Below are 16,063 nucleotides of genomic sequence, written 5' to 3' on the forward strand. Positions count from 1 at the left end.
AAGCACGTCAGCACACCGTTGTGGTGCTGAGGAACGCTCCTGATGTTGCCGTGGATTTTCCCTAACGCCGTGCGGAATCGCCCAAAACCCGCGTAGGTCGTTCACTCAGTAGCTCGCGCCGGTGGCTACACCAAGGTCACCACTGTGGATGCCGCCAGCACTATGAGGGCGATACGATGGCAAGTCTCGCGGACAAGCTCGTGCGAAAGGTGGCCGACGCGTCGCGGGTACACAAGCGACAATTCCTATTCTGGCATGGCGTTGGACGCGTGGACCGGTTCCCGACTGAACCCAATACTAGATTCCACATCGCCCTTCCTGCAGTTTGTGCAATCCAAGCTTTGAGTCTCCCAATGCCAATCAGATCAGTGTCGACGTCAATTGCCACGACTACTATCCCCGCTCATGCCGTTGTCCAGGATGCGACCGAAACAACTGCCAAATTGTCGCTTCATGATCAGCAGGAGATTCGCCTGCTAGGGGACGCGGAGAGGCAGTTGGCTAGCGGCACCATCGTTGTCGGTGAGCATCACGACCAGGCAGCTGCCAGAGAGTTTGCGATGATGTTAATCGACCATGGGTGTGTGAGCGACTTGTACTTGGAGTTTCCGGACTTGTCATCGGATACGTTTGGCGGTGATCCAAATCAAAGATTCAGTGAGTATCTGAATGGCCTTGACGCTTCTCAGGTGAGATCGGATGCAATCTTTCAGGACTTCTCTGACGCTTGCGCTGCTATAACGGGAGCGCTAGCTAACTCAATGCCGCTGCCGCAATTTATTGCTTATGCGAAGGAGCATGGCGTCCGGGTCCATCTGATAGACAACGCTATCCCAACGGCTAGAAGCTCTGCGGACAAGCTGATCGAGCGCAATCTTGGCATGGGCGCGTGCTTCCACGAGGTCGGTAGCGCCACAAAACCGAAAGGGCTGATCTTAGTCGGCGCAAATCACTGTGATCTAGGGCGCAGCGACAGCATTCCGTCCATTTGCGGCATCGCAGAACAGGCGGTGTACGACCTATCACAGCCTGATCACTCCAATGCAAGTGAGGGGTGGCTGCGTCCAGCTCCTACCTAGCACCCTGCCCATCTATGCGGTTTAAACAGAAAGCAAATTCTTCGGAGACGACTACATCCAGGCTTTCAACCAAAATCGCGGACCGATCTTCCGCTCTGTAGTTCCGATGCCCGCTCAGTATTCTTGGAAGGATGGCCCTCAGCGAGAAGAAATCGGCTATGGCGTGGGGTTGAAGGCTGTGCTGAGCGTGCCGGCTACCGGCAGCAACGCCAACGCCCGCAAGTTCGTGGTGAGACTGGTGGTAGACAAGGGCAAGCAGGAAAGAAAGTAGCGCGAAGCTTTTTCGTGACCAGGCACAAGGCTGCCAGCTGCTTCAAAGACAAGCTGATGACTGCCCTTTGCGTCGTGACCGACTGCGGCAACGATCGCGACGCGACACCGAAGACCAACTTCCCGCCCCTTTGGAAGCGACTTTCGTTGGAAGTTTGCACCGGCCATGGCCACGCCCGATGCCCGAGAGCGAGAAATTGCCCCTCTGCCGATTTTATTAGAGAATTGTAAGGTTGGGACTGGTTGCCAGCGACAGGTTGCCACCCTGGTTGCCACGAAATGGCCTCTCGCGGCTGGCAACCGACTTAGTACGCAAGACGAGGTACGCAGGCCGGTACGCACAAATCCGGCTGTCTCCAGCGGGCCAACGTCAGTAGCCACGGACCCGCTCCTTCGATGGCTACCCTACCCGCGAGCGGTAATCGCCTCGTTCGCTATGAAATCGAGGCAACGGGACCGGCTACCCCGTCAGCTATCACGGAAACGCCTTAAGGGTATGCCTCGTCCCGAGAGTGGTTTTACAGGGAAAGGTAGGCTTCAACGCAACACCGCTACAACCCTAATTGAGCAAGATTTCCCGCATAGCGGAGTGACTTGGCGTGGTCGCTACCGGGCTAGCACGCGCTACAAGACCGGTTGAAACTCGGGCCGTGTTGCTAGTACCGGAGTCTACAGTCACGCCGTTAAGATCGGACGGCGCAGATCAGCTCCGGCGACGAGGGCCCGCATTGCTCGCAATGCATTCGACAGTTCACGTTATGGCGTCCCTTTGGAGTTCGCTGCTGATCATTTCACGATGTTGCTATCGCCCATCAGTTGGAATAAAGGCTCAAAGAGGTTGAGACTCGCCTGCACCCCATCGCGATCTGAATGCCGGTCGTTGCGATAGCTACAATAGCTCCATTTGAGGTACCGCACGTCACTTTCGGGTACGATCCCTGCCCGCACGCCCGCATTGCTCAAGCGCCCTTCGATTTGCGAGATAAAATCTTTTATCTGCGCCGCCTGGGATGCCACGGTTGCATCGACAGACGTCAAAACTTGATCTGCATACAGGGTGATTTGCGCTCCCGCACCCACTCGACCTTGGTCGCCGGTGACGCTCGGGTCAGCCAATTTCCATTGATCGAACGGACAGTCGTCGGAGAACAGGAGGACGGATAGCTCGGCAAAGGCCACTTCGAGCTGGCTGGCCTCGATACTGATGTGGAACTTGTCCCCAGTCTCCACCATTTCCCGTGCATTGACGCGTACTCCGTAGACGAAAGCTCCGGACTGATCGGACGGTCGCACCAGCAAATAGCCGTTGTGCTCGCCGCCCTCGCCCACGGTACTCAACACCTCATGCATACCCGGCGCATCGTAGGCAGGAGTGACTGGGGTCGGCCTGCCTAACCGCATGAGCTCCGCCAAAATACTTACACGATCAGTCGATGTCGAATCAACGTAGTTTCGAACTGATTCTAAGTTTCGAGCCGATGTGGTGGTCGGTGCGCCTGCATCTGATTGCATGGCGGTCTGAGTTGGCACGAATATGGTATGATCTTTGGCATCAGCGGAAGACATGAGCGGCATAGATGCACCTTGCGAAACAGGAGATTACATCACGTCGAAGCGTTACCCACCATTCGATAAGTCCTTTGTCCTGCTCAGATTCGTACGTGCTCATGACCTCTCTCCCGTCATCGGCGCAAACCGTTGGGCGTGACCGCTCTGACCGGCGCCGGCCGCCATGCGTTCGAAAAGCGAAGCCTTATTCCTCTTGATGAGCGCCTCTATGCCGGTCATTGACGTTGATATTGCCAATAAAGGTATTGGCGCCGGTCAGGAACAGCCAGCCGGTGCCGGCCTTGGTGAGGCCCGCATTGCCGGCGATGACCGAGTTAATGGTGGTGATCACACCGAGATCGGTAGTGATGGTCGGTGCGACTCCGCCCAAGGTCAGCGTGCTGCCATTGAGCACGTAGCCGTTGGTGAGGAAGCTCATGTTGTGCACAGTGACCGGCGCACCCAACGTCATCGTGCCGGCGGTGCCGCCGAAGAAAGCGTCATCCAGCGCGGCGTTGTTCCAGGCGCTGTAAGGGCCGCTGACATCGTCGCTGTTCGGACTCGAGAATGGATCGGTCGTATTCCAGATGCCGGTGCCGCCCAGGCCGACAGCAGTGTTGTTGGCGTCCCACCAGCGGTCCGCGGCCGGTACCGGCAGGCATACCGTCATCAGCGCCACCAGAATGCGCAGGCGTAGGGGCCAGGACTCAGCCGGCGGCGAATCTTCGAGCGCGTCTTGAACCTGCGCCACGTCGACAGTGATGACTCGACGGTCGACTGTTCGGCCATTCTTGCCACCCGGTGTGGCCAACTCCGAAGCCACTACCCAGGCGCGCAAGGCCTGGGATCAAAGGATGCGGAAAATGAGGTTCATGATTTTGCTCCTGATGACATCCGTGTAGCGGACGCGACAATCGATGGGCGGCACGACGCCGGCGGAAACTTGCGCAACGACAACAGCAGCGTGCGCGGTCCGGGACCGCGTAACGCTTCAATTCAGAGAAAACGGTACTGCGCGCGAACCTGCGCGCCAGGACATGGCCGAGCTGTGGGCGAAGCGCTGCGAGAGCGGGAAAACGAGGCGTTCAGAAGGCGCCGGGGGCATACAACGAAGCGTCACTCCAACACGGCGACCAAGAGCCGCATTTGGCGCGAGCGGAAAACTCTCCCTGTACTGCTTTCATCACCATGCCCCCTAGGACGGTAGATGCAGCGCCTCCCCTTCTACGCCGATCCGATCGAACATACAAATCGCTACATCCATCACAATCGGATGCTAGAGGGACCCGCCACTGCCGATATTGGGGAAGTTTTGAGAACGCGCCATATAGCTCGACCCGCCCGGCCGTCCCCTGCCCCGCTTGCTCAGGCTTTCCGGCGGAATTCCGCTTCAGCGACCGCGATCTTCGCTGTGCTCCTACCGAATCGGTGAACGCTTCTGGCCTGACCTTCTGCCCAAGAAAAACCCAATAATGCCGATAGTCGTCTTGACCAGGAATTACCTCACCGTGCGTCCCTTGCCATCCAGTAATCGAGTTCCCACCAGAAGATGAAGCTTCCCGCTTGGATCCAGTCGATTCTCTCCTTGTCTCGTTGGCGTCTCTCAAAGTCGCTTTCATCGCCGATCGCAATCTCCAGACACCTGGGCACATCCTCGATGCCGACGTTGAACTCGGCATCGAAGAAACCATCGATCACAATCGACTCCTCTACCAGGCCGACTTCGCGCTTCCAGTCAGCCATCTTTGCCCGGACTTTTGTGCGTGTGCCAGGCTCGAACAGCCAGTACATTCCCGTACTGTTCTGGCTCATCTCCGCCCCCCGCCACTTTCTGTGTTCGCGAGAAATCAGATGGCCATCCGGGTCGAACACATAGGCAAGCACCTCCGAAGACATTGGACCCAGAATGAATTGCCGTCCGTCTGGCGCGCGTCCCACATGGAATGGCTGGCCAGGTATGGGCCGGATCGTATAGCGGCGATGTTTCATGCCCTGCTTCCTTGACGTTTCTCCCGCACCTGGACGCCAGCCGGATCCATGTAGTCTCATGCCTGATAAGCGATGGATCCTGCATTCCACAATCACTCGCCCTGCATATCCGGCAGCGTCGCCGCCGGCGGCTGGACGCAGCAGGAAGCCTGCCGATCTTCTGCATCATGCGAGTGGTCAGCGATCCGTATCAATGGGACTTAGGTGCCACTTCCCGATCCGCTTCTCGCGTGCAAAGTTTGGTAATCGGCGCGGATGCGCGTCGCTTGTCGGTGGCTTCCTGATACCGCGCCCCGCTCTTTCCAGCGCTTTTTTGGGCTTGCTTGCTTTCTCTGGGAGATGAGAGTTCTGGGCCTGTGTCGGCTGCTACCGGCCTGCCGCGAAAGCTCCTTTGTTCTGAAATCACCAACGTACTATACGTATAAAACACGTGGTGTGGCGGGCTTGGGCTTGGCTCTTCAGATGCATGGATCTGATCTCGTTAGACGGGGAGATTGCATATGGATGGTGGCGATGCAACGGTACTGTTGGTCGATGACGAATCGGAAGTCCGCGAAGGGATCTCTCGGCTCCTGCGTGCGGCCGGCTGGAAGGCGGAGGTTTTCGCTTCCGCCGAGGAATTCATTGCGCAGCTTCCCCTCACCGGCGTTGGTTGCGTGGTGCTGGATGTCAGCATGCCGGGCATGACCGGCCCGCAACTCCACGACCGCATACGTGAAACCGACAGCGCATTTCCCATCATCTATTTGACAGGGCGCTGCGACATCGCCACCACCGTCCAGGCAATGAAATGGGGCGCGCTCGATGTGCTCGAAAAGCCCGTCGACGACGATGTCCTGTTGCAGGCCATCGCTGCCGCGGTGGAGCGGCATCGGCAGGATTGCCAGCGCCGCGACGCCAAGAACAGCGTTGCGTCCCGCCTCAGCACGCTCTCCCCCCCGGGAGCGCGAGGTACTCGATCAGGTCATCCTCGGGCGTCTGAACAAGCAGATTGCCGATACCCTCTGTATCTCCCTGAAGACCGTCAAGGTTTACAGGGGAAGGGCCATGGCCAAAATGCAGGTGCGTTCGGTCGCCCAGCTCGTGCGTCTGTGCGGACAGCTGTAGGCGGCGGGCCCGCTGCCCGGGGCTAAGGCACGCCCACTCTCGGCGCTATGGGATCAAGGTCCCATACCCATGGCCTTCTCTACACTCTACTGTCCGTAGCGGGAATTGCGCCGCCGACTTATGTCCGGTGCTTCACGCGGATAGGCACTGTGCGTGCAAATCGCAGGTGTTGCTGATTGCTGGCGGAGGACTGCGATGGTGGGTTGGGCAGCGCAAACTGCGATCGTATACATCGTGGACGACGACCGCGACGTCAGGCAGGCTTTCGCACGATTGATGAGGGCAGCGGGGTTGGAGCCACGGCCTTACGACTGCGCCGAAGAGTTTCTGGCGGAAGTCTGCGAGTCGCCCCGAGCCTGTCTCCTGCTCGATATCGCCATGCCGAACATGACCGGACCGCAGGTGCAGGCCCGCCTCAATGAGGGGAGTATCCATTTGCCGGTGATCGCAGTATCCGCGCGCGACGATGAAGAAATCCGGTCATGGACGCGTCGCTTGGGCGCACGGATGTTCCTTCGCAAACCGGTCGACGATCAGGCGTTGCTCGATGCGATCAACTGGGTCATCGACCATCAGGCGGTGAAGTGATTGGGGGTTCCAGTCGCGTTGTGGATGTCCTGTAGCGCGCGCGCGTCACGGCCTGGCTCAGTTAGACTCTGGCCGAATCTCCAACGGCGTATCGGTTGCCATATGAGTGGAGTCGACCTGCTATGGCCGATGATGGGCGCCGCGAGCCTGATGTTGGGGCTTATCCATTTTACGATCTGGGCACGTCAACGGAATGAGGTAGCGCATCTCATATTCAGTGTCGCCGCCCTTTCGATAGTCGTTGTAGCTTTTTGCGAACTGTTGCGATGCAGGCAAAGACGCCTGACCAATATGCCTCCGTAATTCGGTGGGCGCATCCTGCAGTGGCTGTTCTGGTCGTTTCCCTGGTGGGTTTCGTCCTGGTGAGATTCCGCCTGGGCAACTCTTGGTTGGGCCTGACAGCGTGCGCTCTGCGCGTGGGCAGTCTTGTTCCCAACTTCATCACCGGCGTCAACCTTAATTTTGAGCGGATCACTGCGCTTGAACATATCGAGATCCTGGGGCACGAGAGCGTCGCCACGCCTGTCGGCGAACCCAACCCATGGATGATCATGGGTCAGTTGAGCAATCTGGTCCTGATCCTGTTCCCGCTTCGTTCCATGGTTATCGTCTGGCGTCGCCACGATATTCACGAACGCCGAAGGGCGCTGCTGGTGTGCGGGAGCATCGCGGGCTTCGTGGCTTTCAGCTCCACCTGGGCGGCCGTCGTGGTGTTGGGATGGATTCCCGGCCCCATGACGATCAATGTGTCCTTTTTCGGCATCGTGCTGGTCATGAGCTACGAGCTGGGAGGCGAGGTGCTTCGGTCCGCGCAGCTTGCGCGCAGCCTGAAAAAGCGAATCCGATTTGCGCGACAGCGAACGTCAAATGACTCTCGCCGCGGAAGCCGCTGGACTTGGCCTGTGGAATTGGGATGTAGAAAGTGACGACTTCTGGTTCACCAGTCAAAGTAGCGGCTTGCCAGGCTTCTCTTCCGCGAACAAACATATTGGCAGAGAGCATGTCATCACCCATATCCATCCTGACGACCTCGAGGTAGTGCGCAAGGCGCGGGAAACGGCTGTCAATGGCACGGGCGTCTTCTTCAGCGAGTTCCGCCTGCTGCGTCCAAACGGGGGGCTGCGCTGGCTCAAGGCCAAGGGCGAAGTGAAGTACGAGCAGGATGGCGTCGCGAAATGTCTGCACGGCGTCATCTACGACGTCACCGAACAACGTCAAGCCGAAGAACGGTTTCGGCTGGTGGTGGATGGCGCGCGGACGGCGATGATCATGGCCGACGCGAACGGGAACATCACTCTTGCGAATCTGCAGGCCGAGAAGGTGTTTGGTTACAACCGAGAAGAGCTGCTGGGCCACTCCATCGACATGCTGCTTCCCAAAGGCATCTATGCAAGCAGTGTCCGAATGCGCGTCGTGGAGAGCCACAGTGCCGGGCTCATGGGGGTTGCGGGAGACGTTTTCGGGCGACGCAAGGATGGCGCACCAGTACCGCTGGAAATCGGCTTTACGCCACTGTGGATGTCCGGCGATACGTTTGTACTAGCTTCCATTGCAGACATCAGCGAGCGCCTCCGCTCCGAGCAGGAAATTGCATTGCAGCGCGACGAGGTAGCCCACCTTGCGCGTGTTGCCATTCTGGGCGAGATATCCGGCTCTCTCGCCCATGAACTCAACCAGCCACTGACCTCGATCCTAAGTAATGCACAGGCGGCTTTGCGGTTCTTGGGTCGCTCCCCGCCCAATATCGACGAAGTACGGGACAGCCTCATCCAGATCGTCGACAGTGACAAGCGCGCGAGTGAGGTCATCCGCCGTCTGCGAGCGATGTTGCGTAAAGAGAAGGTCGATTATCAGAGGCTGGAATTGAATAGCATCGTTCGAGAGGTTGTGCGATTGCTCGACAGCGATCTGCTCAATAGGAAAATTTCCGTAGTTCTTGAGCTGTGTTCAAGCCTGCCTCCCATCTACGGCGATCGGGTTCAGCTGCAACAGGTATTGCTGAACTTGATCGTCAATGGTTGTGATGCCATGAGGGACATAAAAGCGGAACGAGTTCTGCGGATAAGCACAAAATCGCTCGATGATTCGTCGATCACCGTATCGGTCCGTGATCTGGGCCACGGCGTTCCGGCGGATGATCTCGAACGGATATTCATGCCGTTCGTCACGAGCAAGCCGGAAGGAATAGCATTGGGTTTGGCGATCTGCGCAACCATCATATGGACGCATCGTGGAAAACTGTGGGCCACCAACAACCAGGAAAGCGGCGCCACGTTTCACTTCCAGCTTCCCGTTGATATCACCCATAACACTCGATGACGTTATGATCGCACCGACCTACGACCGACACCATCGCAACTAGAACTTGATGCCTACGTATGGAGCGAAGCATCTAGCCTTGTACCCTCGGCGGTCTGATCGGAACCTTTCGCTCGACGCTGGTGCGAAGTGTTATACGCACGCAAACAGATCAATTGCAGGAAACAGAAGTGATCACATTGCTGTCATCGACATACACCGTTAGTCGATCATCATGGTGATCGGCCGGCACTGCTTGCTTTGGCATGATGATGCGCCACAAACTGGCACCGCTGTCTCTTAACAATCTTCTCCCGTTGGCCTCGTCCGTCGGCTTTCCGATGGCCCACGATGTGTTCTCTGTCGTGCAGCGGCCATCCGTCGATGCGGAGGTAAGTCCTTCTTCGCTTGCACAACCAATCATCGGCGCCAATGGCAGAACCATAAAGAGAGAGTAGATAAGTTTCATAGAATCACCAGATATGGAGTTGTTTGCCCCGATCTGGTCCGTCCATCAATACCGAAAGCATCTCCAGTCAAGATACAAGGTCGCTTTGCTGCGATAGTAGGTTTACAGTTGATTTTATGAGACACGCCTGCACAGCCACTGCACTCAGATTGCAACACAAGGCGTCCTTCGATTGACTGAGCGTTTATCTTGAAAGAGGTGAGCTCATGAGCAGAATGACATTAGCTGCGGTTAGCCTAACTGCGCTCCTATCGATGCCGGCTTCGGCAGCGACACACAGCAACAATGACCTTGGCGATGGCGATGGCGATGGCGATGGCGATGGCGATGGCGATCATCGTTGCCAGGTCGCGAAGCAAGAAACCAGCATCCATTGGGTGGTTTCGTGCGATTTCTCGGATGACAAGGCAACTTTTGAATTGGCGGATGGGAGCTCGACAAAAGCCACACTGCCTTCCGATGAGTTGCCTGAGGATGGAAGCTCCGATTGCTATCGATGAGGATGGTCAGAGTTGGCAGATTGCCTTTCTCGTTCCCAAGATATGGCGAACCGGTAGCGAGTAACGCACTCGCTGCCCGACGCCCGTGGACTGTTTTGTCCATTCTGGATAGATATTGATTGCTCGTATACCTGCCCCAAGGGGCATACTTCGCTGCCCTAAGGGGCACGCCACCAGCACTTTCCCCTGCTACCCGTTGGAATAATCCACAGCAGGCGCATTATTGGCTGGTCGCTCGATCCAACTATGCATGATGGGGCGGCAGTTAACCGCACCTGGTTACCACGCAAACCGAGATCGGAAACACATGGAGAATTGGGCCGCGTCTTATCAGTGACGAACCGCATACATCGACTTCGCAGTTCTGTAGGCGCTGTTACAGTTTGTCTTAAACGGCGGTTGTCCGACCTGTGCGCAGGATTCCGTTTTCTGCTAGAACAATCTGCTATCTAGCGCGTGTAAGTTGCGGGAGCAATGTTGTCGGGGTAAACGACAGGTACATGGAGATGCTGGACAGATCACGCCAGCGGCTGGGCTCCGTTTTCCTGTGCAACGCAGTCTATCGAATCTACAGCTGTCCCCTTCCTTCAAAGCGCGGGTGAGCATGGTTATCGGTGCGTTGATCTTGCTGGTAGCCGTCTTTGCGACAGCAGGCGCCCATCATCTACTCATCTGGACGCGCCGCTCGACTGGCCGAGAGCATCTATGGTTCGCCTTGACCTGCTTCAGTGCCGCCGCAGCCGCTACCGCTCATGCAGTCTCACCCGGCGCGTTGTTGGCTGACGATCTTTCAGCCGCGTGGCCCGGACTGTCGGTTTCGGTGTCGATCTGGCTTGGCGCGGCCGCATGGTTCACCGCGGAATATGCAGGAAGCAATCAGACGCGGCGCCGTGCAGCGCTCACCGTCGCTTTTCTTCTGGCGATAGCGGCGCTCACGGATGCGCTCCGATCATCTGTCGGCACGGACATGACCGCTGTCGCTATCACGCACCGTGTCGCTTCCTTCGCGGCACTCTTCCTCCTATTTTGGCTGGCCCTCAGTGGCGCGGTACGGCTGTGGTCTTCTGCCGCACGTTTCCGCAGCTTTGTCCTGGCCGCAGGAATAGGACTTGCCGTGGTTGCCGTAACAATCCAATTGGCTGCGCCGCAGACGGGAGTGCGGGAAATGGTGTCGCTGACCTTGGCCACGTTCCTGGTTGCAGCCGGAATGATGACGTACGAGCTGGCCGGCATGGTTGCCGATGGGCAGGCGGCGACGAAGCGGCAACAACAGGAACTCGCGCATGCATCACGGCTTTCGATCGTCGGCGAACTGACAGCATCCATTGCACATGAGATCAACCAGCCTTTGGGCGCGATCCTGAGCAACGTCGATGCGGGCGAGATCCTGCTTGACCGTCGCGATCCTCCTTTGGATGAGATCAGGCAGATCCTGATAGATGTGCGACGTGACGGCTTGCGGGCGAGCGATGTCATTCGCCACGTCAGGACCCTGGTGCGCAAGCGCGAGCTGGAGATGGAAAAGATCGACGCCAATGCCATCGCAGCGGATGTCATCGCTTTGCTGGAGCCGGAAGCGCGGCGACGGCGAATTCCCGTCGCAAGCGTGTTGTCGCCGCAGCATGCCTACGTGCGCGGAGATCGCGCGCATCTTGAGCAAGTCTTGATCAATCTGATGTTGAATGCCATGGATGCGGTAGAAACGATGAGCCCCGCCGATGGCGCATCTTCGGCGCGCGCTCCTATCGTCATCGGCGTCTCCAGTACCCGCCACCGCGAAATCGAAATCTGGATCAGCGACGCCGGACCAGGTGTTCCGGCGGAACGGCTGAGTCACTTGTTCGACTCCTTCTATACTTCAAAACCGCATGGGATGGGGCTTGGACTATCGATTGCGCGCTCCATCGCAGAAGCGCATGGCGGCCGCATCGGAGTGGAAAACAATCGCGATGCCGGTGCCACCTTCAAGATAACGCTACCACCCTACGATGCCCCGAAGTGAAGGCTACCATTCGTCGGATTGGGATCAGAAGATCTGAAAAAGGTTACCAAAGGGCACTAGGCAAGAGTAAAGACGTTCCACCAGCATGGTCGAATGTGAGGGCGCCGTCGATCGCGGGAGGGGGAAGGACTATGACCGCGCCGAATGGATTGATCCATGTGGTTGATGACGACGCATCCGTCCGCGACGCGCTGCAGAGGCTGCCGACGGCGCTGGGCTTTGAGGTCCGACTATATGCCTCGCCCGGTGACTATCTGCTGACGTGGGCAGGTGATAGTCCGGGCTGCCTGCTTCTGGATGTCCGCATGCCGGGTCCCAGCGGCTTGGATCTGCAACTGGCGCTGATGCGGCGCCCCGATGCGCTTCCCGTGGTCTTCATCAACGGGTTCGGGAATATTCCGATGAGCGTGCTGGCGATCCGCCGCGGCGCGGTGGACTTCCTGACCAAGCCCATCGACCGCGACGCGCTCATTTCCGCAGTCACCACCGCGATCGAGCGCGATACCAATCGACGCGAAAGCGAGCTGATGAAGCAGCATATCCGTCGCAACTTCTCTTCGCTCACACCACGCGAACGCTCGGTCTTCGAACAAGTCGTTGCGGGCCGCTTGAACAAACAGATCGCGGCTTCACTCAGTACGTGCGAAAGGACGGTAAAAGCGCACCGCGCACATGTGATGGAAAAATTGGATGTGCATTCGGTCGCTCAGCTGGTGCACCTGGCTGTGCAACTCGAGCTGGATACAGCCGATCTCCCACGCCTGGCGGTAGCCGCTCGCTGATCCTCTGAGCCGTGCCTGCCCCAAAGGGCATCCACAGCCACCCCAATGAGCAATTACGCGCGCGCCGGAGGCTGCGGATGATGGAGCGGTGCTGATCCAGCGCCGACGAATCCTCCTGGCGGGACCCTGAGCCCAGCATGGCGAGCGCGACACACGAGGTGGTACTGGTCGAAGACGACAGGAGCATGCGCCAGGCAATCGAGCGCATGCTGCGCGGCTCTGGCTACCAGGTCGACGCCTACGAGTCCGCGGAAGCACTGCTGGACGCGTTGGAAGGCGAGCGTGTCTGGAATTCAAGCCGCTGCCTGGTGTGCGACGTTCGTCTTCCCGGCGCATCCGGGTTCGAACTGCATAGGCGACTAGCCGAAAAAGGATCCACGCCGCCATGGATTTTCATTACCGCCCATGACGATCCCGCAGTGCGCGCACAGGCAGAACGCGCGTGCGCCGCCTATCTTCTGAAGCCGTTCGAGGGCAAAGCGCTGGTCGCGTTGGTTGCGCGCACGCTGCAATCCTGATTTATGTCATTCGGCGCTTGTGCGGGTACGCACATGCACCAAAGGGCATTCGGCCTCTCCCCCAATGCCAATTTCAATGCTGCGGTGGCCGCCGCCAGAATCCGCAACCAATCCTTCCCGCATCAAGCCCACGTCGGGTGGCCATGTAGTACGGAATAACCGCCGGGGAACAAGGAAATCGAACCATGCCACGCGTCAAGCACATCGCCATGCCGCTTGCCTTCATCAGCTTCGCCTTCCTCGCCGGCTGCAGTACCAGCAACGTTCGCGATCCCGTACCGGGGGAGAACCCTTCAGCACCCTTGGAAGAGGCGCGTAACGAGGTGCGCACGATGGCGCGCAATACTTTGCAGCAGCTCTATGCCAGTCAGCCAGCGGCGAAACAGGCGGTGGGAAGCGCCGCCGGGTATGCGGTTTTCAGCAATTTCGGCATGAAGATCCTGGTTGCCGGTGGCGGCACCGGCGAAGGCATGGCCGTCAATAACGCCAAGCGCCAGGAAATCTTCATGCGCATGGCCGAGGTGCAGGCCGGCCTGGGATTTGGCGTGAAGAAGTTCCGCTTGGTCTGGGTATTCGAAACGCAAAGCGCCTTCGATGCATTCGTCAACCAGGGCTATCAGTTCGGCAGCCAAGCGACGCTGGGAGCGCAGGCTTCAGGCAAAGGCGTGTCCTACGCAGGCGCAATGTCGGTATTTCCAGGCGTATGGGTCTATCAGATCACCGATGAAGGGCTGGCCGCTGAGTTGACGGTCAAGGGCACCAAATACTACCGAGACAGCAATCTCAATTGAGGGTTGCGGTATCGGCGTTCGATCCGGAGACAGCACATGAACCGCATTTGCACGTTCGGCGGAAGCCGTCGCTATCTGAAGGAGATCGCCATGCACCGTTCGCTGCGCGCACTGTTGTTGGTCGTTGCCGGGTGGCTGCTGTCGAGCTGCGCAAGCAGTCCGGTGTCCACCACCGCCGACTACGATCGCAGCGCAGACTTCGGCGCATACCGCACGTTCGGTTTTTTTGATCCGCTGGGTACGGACTCCGCCGGCTATGAATCGCTGGTCACGCAGACATTGAAGTCGGCCGTGCAGCGTGAAATGGAAGCCCGCGGCTACCGCTATGGCGAAACTCAGCCCGATCTTCTGATCAACTTCAATGCCAGATTGGCGCAGCAGACGCGTGTCAGCCAGACCCCCGCGCCACCTCCGATGTATTACGGCTACCGCCGCGGCTACTACGGTGGCTGGGGTGGCTACGGCTATGAGACGCGAGTCGACCAGTACACCGAAGGCACCCTCAACATCGACATCGTGGACGCACGGCGCAAGCAACTGGTCTGGGAAGGCGTTGCGGTGGGTCGCGTCACCAAGAAATCGCAGGAAGACCGCCAAGCCGCGATACGCGCGGCCGTGGCCGAGATCTTTGCGAAGTACCCGTTCAAGGCCGGCGGTTGAACGCAACCGCATGCCATCCATCCATCGAATCACGAGGACACGTCATGTTTGCACTAGCTCGTTTGGGTCTGATTGCTGCGCTCATTGCATCCCCGGCCTGGTCACAGGAAAGCAAGAGCCCTGGGTACACCGCGGACGAAGCGGCAAGCTTCGCGGAGATGCATGCGCTCGAAAGTGAAGTTGGTCCGGAGAAGCGGGCATTTGTCGAGGAGCAGTTGGAACTGACACCGCAGGAAGGCTCAAAGTTCTGGCCGATCTATGACGCGTACCAGGAAGCATTGCGCGGGTTCAACCAGCGCCGCCTTGACAACATCCTGAAGTACGCCAGAGCCTACAACGCCGGCGCGATCGATGACGCGACCGCCACCGCGATCGCCGAGGACGCGCTGGATCTGGAAAAAGATGAAGCCGTGAAGATGGAACACACCTTCCGCAAGCTCAGGAAGGTAGTCCCTGCGGTCAAGGCAGTGCGCTACCTGCAGGTAGAGAACAAGCTGCGCGCGATCGTGCGTTTCGAGCAGGCGGCCCAGGTTCCCCTTGCCGGCTAGCGTCGCGAGATATCCATCGGAACCGGTCGATGAAAAGTCGTATCCCCACTGCGCGCTCAATGCCGCGCACTTGAACCAAGCCAGAGTCCACCATGGCAACGAAACGCAAGCCCAATATGGGACGGGCGATTGTAGGCAAGTGCAACCATGCGCACAGGCCGATACGGCCCCTACAGGACTTGGGAAAGCTCGCTATCGTCGTGAGAACGGAACTACCGTGGCCTGCGCATCGGGCGCGCCCGAGTTGGCGTGGTGAATCGCGACAAACGCATGACGCCGAACGATCCGCAAAGTCGCTGGAGGGGTAGAAGCCGGATGGCGACGTTGGGGATGTTTCATCAGCGTACGAACGGCGCTTACAGGGGCTGCCACCCAGTCAATAGATCTACACTGGAGCCTTGCGTGGGGCCAAAATGAGTGGCGTACTTCACTACCTTTCAACCTGGCAGGGTCCTGTGCATGTGGCCTTCGTGGTCGAAGTGTACATTCGTCAGATCGTCGACTGGAAGGTATCCGGCAGCATGCATACCGACTTTGTGCTCGATGCCCTGGAGCAGGCGCTGCACGCCCGCCCGCCGTTTGATGAGGGCGACCGGATCCGCCGCAGCGACCGTGGCAGCCAGTTCTTGCCGATCCGCCATACCTTCTCCGCCAATTGGGACACCACCCTTGCGTCGCCGGGCCTCTCTCCGGGAAGCTTCATTGCGCTCTTCCGGCGTTCGGGCATCTGAGAACAGAGTTGCTATTGCCCTTATAGAAGATAGAGATACGGGCCCCAGATCACCGCAGATGGCCCTGATCGGTGAATTTGCCAGGGAGCAGGTGCGCTACCGGATCCATCGCTCACTATTGACGAAGCACGGTCTGCAATTGCCGTTGACGAAGATCCGTCGCCGCGGACACTACTTTGTCAA

17 protein-coding genes and 2 pseudogenes are annotated in these 16,063 nt (G+C 58.4%); 14 read left to right on the forward strand and 5 right to left on the reverse strand.

Going from position 1 to position 16,063, the window contains the following annotated elements:
- Nucleotides 1–353: 353 nt before the first annotated feature.
- Nucleotides 354–1,079, forward strand: coding sequence for a hypothetical protein (locus tag AB6O04_RS19915; protein WP_368566151.1), 726 nt, complete (start codon nucleotides 354–356; stop codon nucleotides 1,077–1,079).
- A gap of 106 nt (nucleotides 1,080–1,185) precedes the next feature.
- Nucleotides 1,186–1,350, forward strand: a complete 165-nt coding sequence (locus tag AB6O04_RS19920) for a hypothetical protein (protein WP_368566152.1) — start codon at nucleotides 1,186–1,188, stop codon at nucleotides 1,348–1,350.
- Between the two features lie 785 nt (nucleotides 1,351–2,135).
- On the opposite strand, the gene AB6O04_RS19925 is transcribed toward AB6O04_RS19920, so the two are convergent.
- The 3 genes from AB6O04_RS19925 to AB6O04_RS19935 form a co-directional block, all read right to left on the reverse strand.
- Complete coding sequence (locus AB6O04_RS19925) at nucleotides 2,136–2,915, reverse strand: hypothetical protein (protein ID WP_368566154.1); 780 nt, start codon at nucleotides 2,913–2,915, stop codon at nucleotides 2,136–2,138.
- A 187-nt stretch (nucleotides 2,916–3,102) separates the two neighbouring features.
- Nucleotides 3,103–3,735 (reverse strand): hypothetical protein, encoded by a 633-nt coding sequence (locus AB6O04_RS19930; protein ID WP_368566156.1) that lies wholly within the window; start codon nucleotides 3,733–3,735, stop codon nucleotides 3,103–3,105.
- A 665-nt stretch (nucleotides 3,736–4,400) separates the two neighbouring features.
- Nucleotides 4,401–4,886 carry a hypothetical protein gene (locus tag AB6O04_RS19935; protein WP_368566157.1) on the reverse strand — a complete coding sequence of 162 codons (486 nt, stop codon included), beginning with the start codon at nucleotides 4,884–4,886 and terminating at the stop codon, nucleotides 4,401–4,403.
- Between the two features lie 500 nt (nucleotides 4,887–5,386).
- On the opposite strand from AB6O04_RS19935, the pseudogene AB6O04_RS19940 reads away from it, so the two are divergent.
- The 5 genes and pseudogenes from AB6O04_RS19940 to AB6O04_RS19960 form a co-directional block, all read left to right on the forward strand.
- Nucleotides 5,387–5,725 (forward strand): annotated as a pseudogene (locus AB6O04_RS19940) (response regulator transcription factor); the annotation flags it as partial.
- Complete coding sequence (locus AB6O04_RS19945) at nucleotides 5,718–5,993, forward strand: response regulator transcription factor (RefSeq protein ID WP_368566170.1); 276 nt, start codon at nucleotides 5,718–5,720, stop codon at nucleotides 5,991–5,993. The pseudogene AB6O04_RS19940 and the gene AB6O04_RS19945, both read left to right, overlap by 8 nt.
- 195 nt (nucleotides 5,994–6,188) lie before the next feature.
- Nucleotides 6,189–6,581, forward strand: coding sequence for a response regulator transcription factor (locus AB6O04_RS19950; RefSeq protein WP_368566159.1), 393 nt, complete (start codon nucleotides 6,189–6,191; stop codon nucleotides 6,579–6,581).
- A 323-nt stretch (nucleotides 6,582–6,904) separates the two neighbouring features.
- Nucleotides 6,905–7,507, forward strand: a complete 603-nt coding sequence (locus tag AB6O04_RS19955) for a hypothetical protein (RefSeq protein WP_368566160.1) — start codon at nucleotides 6,905–6,907, stop codon at nucleotides 7,505–7,507.
- Nucleotides 7,449–8,900: a PAS domain S-box protein gene (locus AB6O04_RS19960; RefSeq protein ID WP_368566161.1), complete on the forward strand. Its 1,452-nt coding sequence runs from the start codon at nucleotides 7,449–7,451 to the stop codon at nucleotides 8,898–8,900. The genes AB6O04_RS19955 and AB6O04_RS19960 overlap by 59 nt, the downstream gene beginning before the upstream one ends.
- 151 nt (nucleotides 8,901–9,051) lie before the next feature.
- On the opposite strand, the gene AB6O04_RS19965 is transcribed toward AB6O04_RS19960, so the two are convergent.
- A complete protein-coding gene (locus AB6O04_RS19965) occupies nucleotides 9,052–9,348 on the reverse strand; it encodes an I78 family peptidase inhibitor (protein ID WP_368566162.1) in 297 nt (98 codons plus the stop codon).
- Nucleotides 9,349–9,596: 248 nt separating this feature from the next.
- Nucleotides 9,597–9,722, reverse strand: coding sequence for a hypothetical protein (locus tag AB6O04_RS19970; RefSeq protein ID WP_368566163.1), 126 nt, complete (start codon nucleotides 9,720–9,722; stop codon nucleotides 9,597–9,599).
- Between the two features lie 730 nt (nucleotides 9,723–10,452).
- Between AB6O04_RS19970 and AB6O04_RS19975 the strand changes: the two genes are divergently transcribed.
- The 7 genes and pseudogenes from AB6O04_RS19975 to AB6O04_RS20005 all read left to right on the forward strand — a co-directional run.
- The gene (locus tag AB6O04_RS19975) at nucleotides 10,453–11,850 is read left to right on the forward strand and encodes a sensor histidine kinase (protein ID WP_368566171.1); all 1,398 of its coding nucleotides are present in this window, start codon (nucleotides 10,453–10,455) and stop codon (nucleotides 11,848–11,850) included.
- Nucleotides 11,851–11,981: 131 nt separating this feature from the next.
- Entirely contained in the window at nucleotides 11,982–12,632 is a 651-nt protein-coding gene (locus AB6O04_RS19980) for a response regulator transcription factor (protein WP_368566164.1), read from the forward strand.
- Nucleotides 12,633–12,769: 137 nt separating this feature from the next.
- Nucleotides 12,770–13,150, forward strand: coding sequence for a response regulator (locus AB6O04_RS19985; RefSeq protein ID WP_368566165.1), 381 nt, complete (start codon nucleotides 12,770–12,772; stop codon nucleotides 13,148–13,150).
- Between the two features lie 185 nt (nucleotides 13,151–13,335).
- Nucleotides 13,336–13,941, forward strand: a complete 606-nt coding sequence (locus tag AB6O04_RS19990; RefSeq protein WP_368566166.1) for a YSC84-related protein — start codon at nucleotides 13,336–13,338, stop codon at nucleotides 13,939–13,941.
- 36 nt (nucleotides 13,942–13,977) lie between these two features.
- Nucleotides 13,978–14,601, forward strand: a complete 624-nt coding sequence (locus tag AB6O04_RS19995; protein ID WP_368566168.1) for a DUF4136 domain-containing protein — start codon at nucleotides 13,978–13,980, stop codon at nucleotides 14,599–14,601.
- Between the two features lie 62 nt (nucleotides 14,602–14,663).
- Nucleotides 14,664–15,149 (forward strand): hypothetical protein, encoded by a 486-nt coding sequence (locus AB6O04_RS20000; protein ID WP_368566169.1) that lies wholly within the window; start codon nucleotides 14,664–14,666, stop codon nucleotides 15,147–15,149.
- Between the two features lie 431 nt (nucleotides 15,150–15,580).
- A pseudogene (locus AB6O04_RS20005) lies at nucleotides 15,581–15,793 on the forward strand (DDE-type integrase/transposase/recombinase); the annotation flags it as partial.
- Nucleotides 15,794–16,063: the final 270 nt, after the last annotated feature.

It is taken from the genome of Pseudoxanthomonas sp. UTMC 1351 (assembly GCF_040948865.1).
In the GTDB taxonomy this organism is placed as follows: Bacteria; Pseudomonadota; Gammaproteobacteria; order Xanthomonadales; family Xanthomonadaceae; genus Pseudoxanthomonas_A.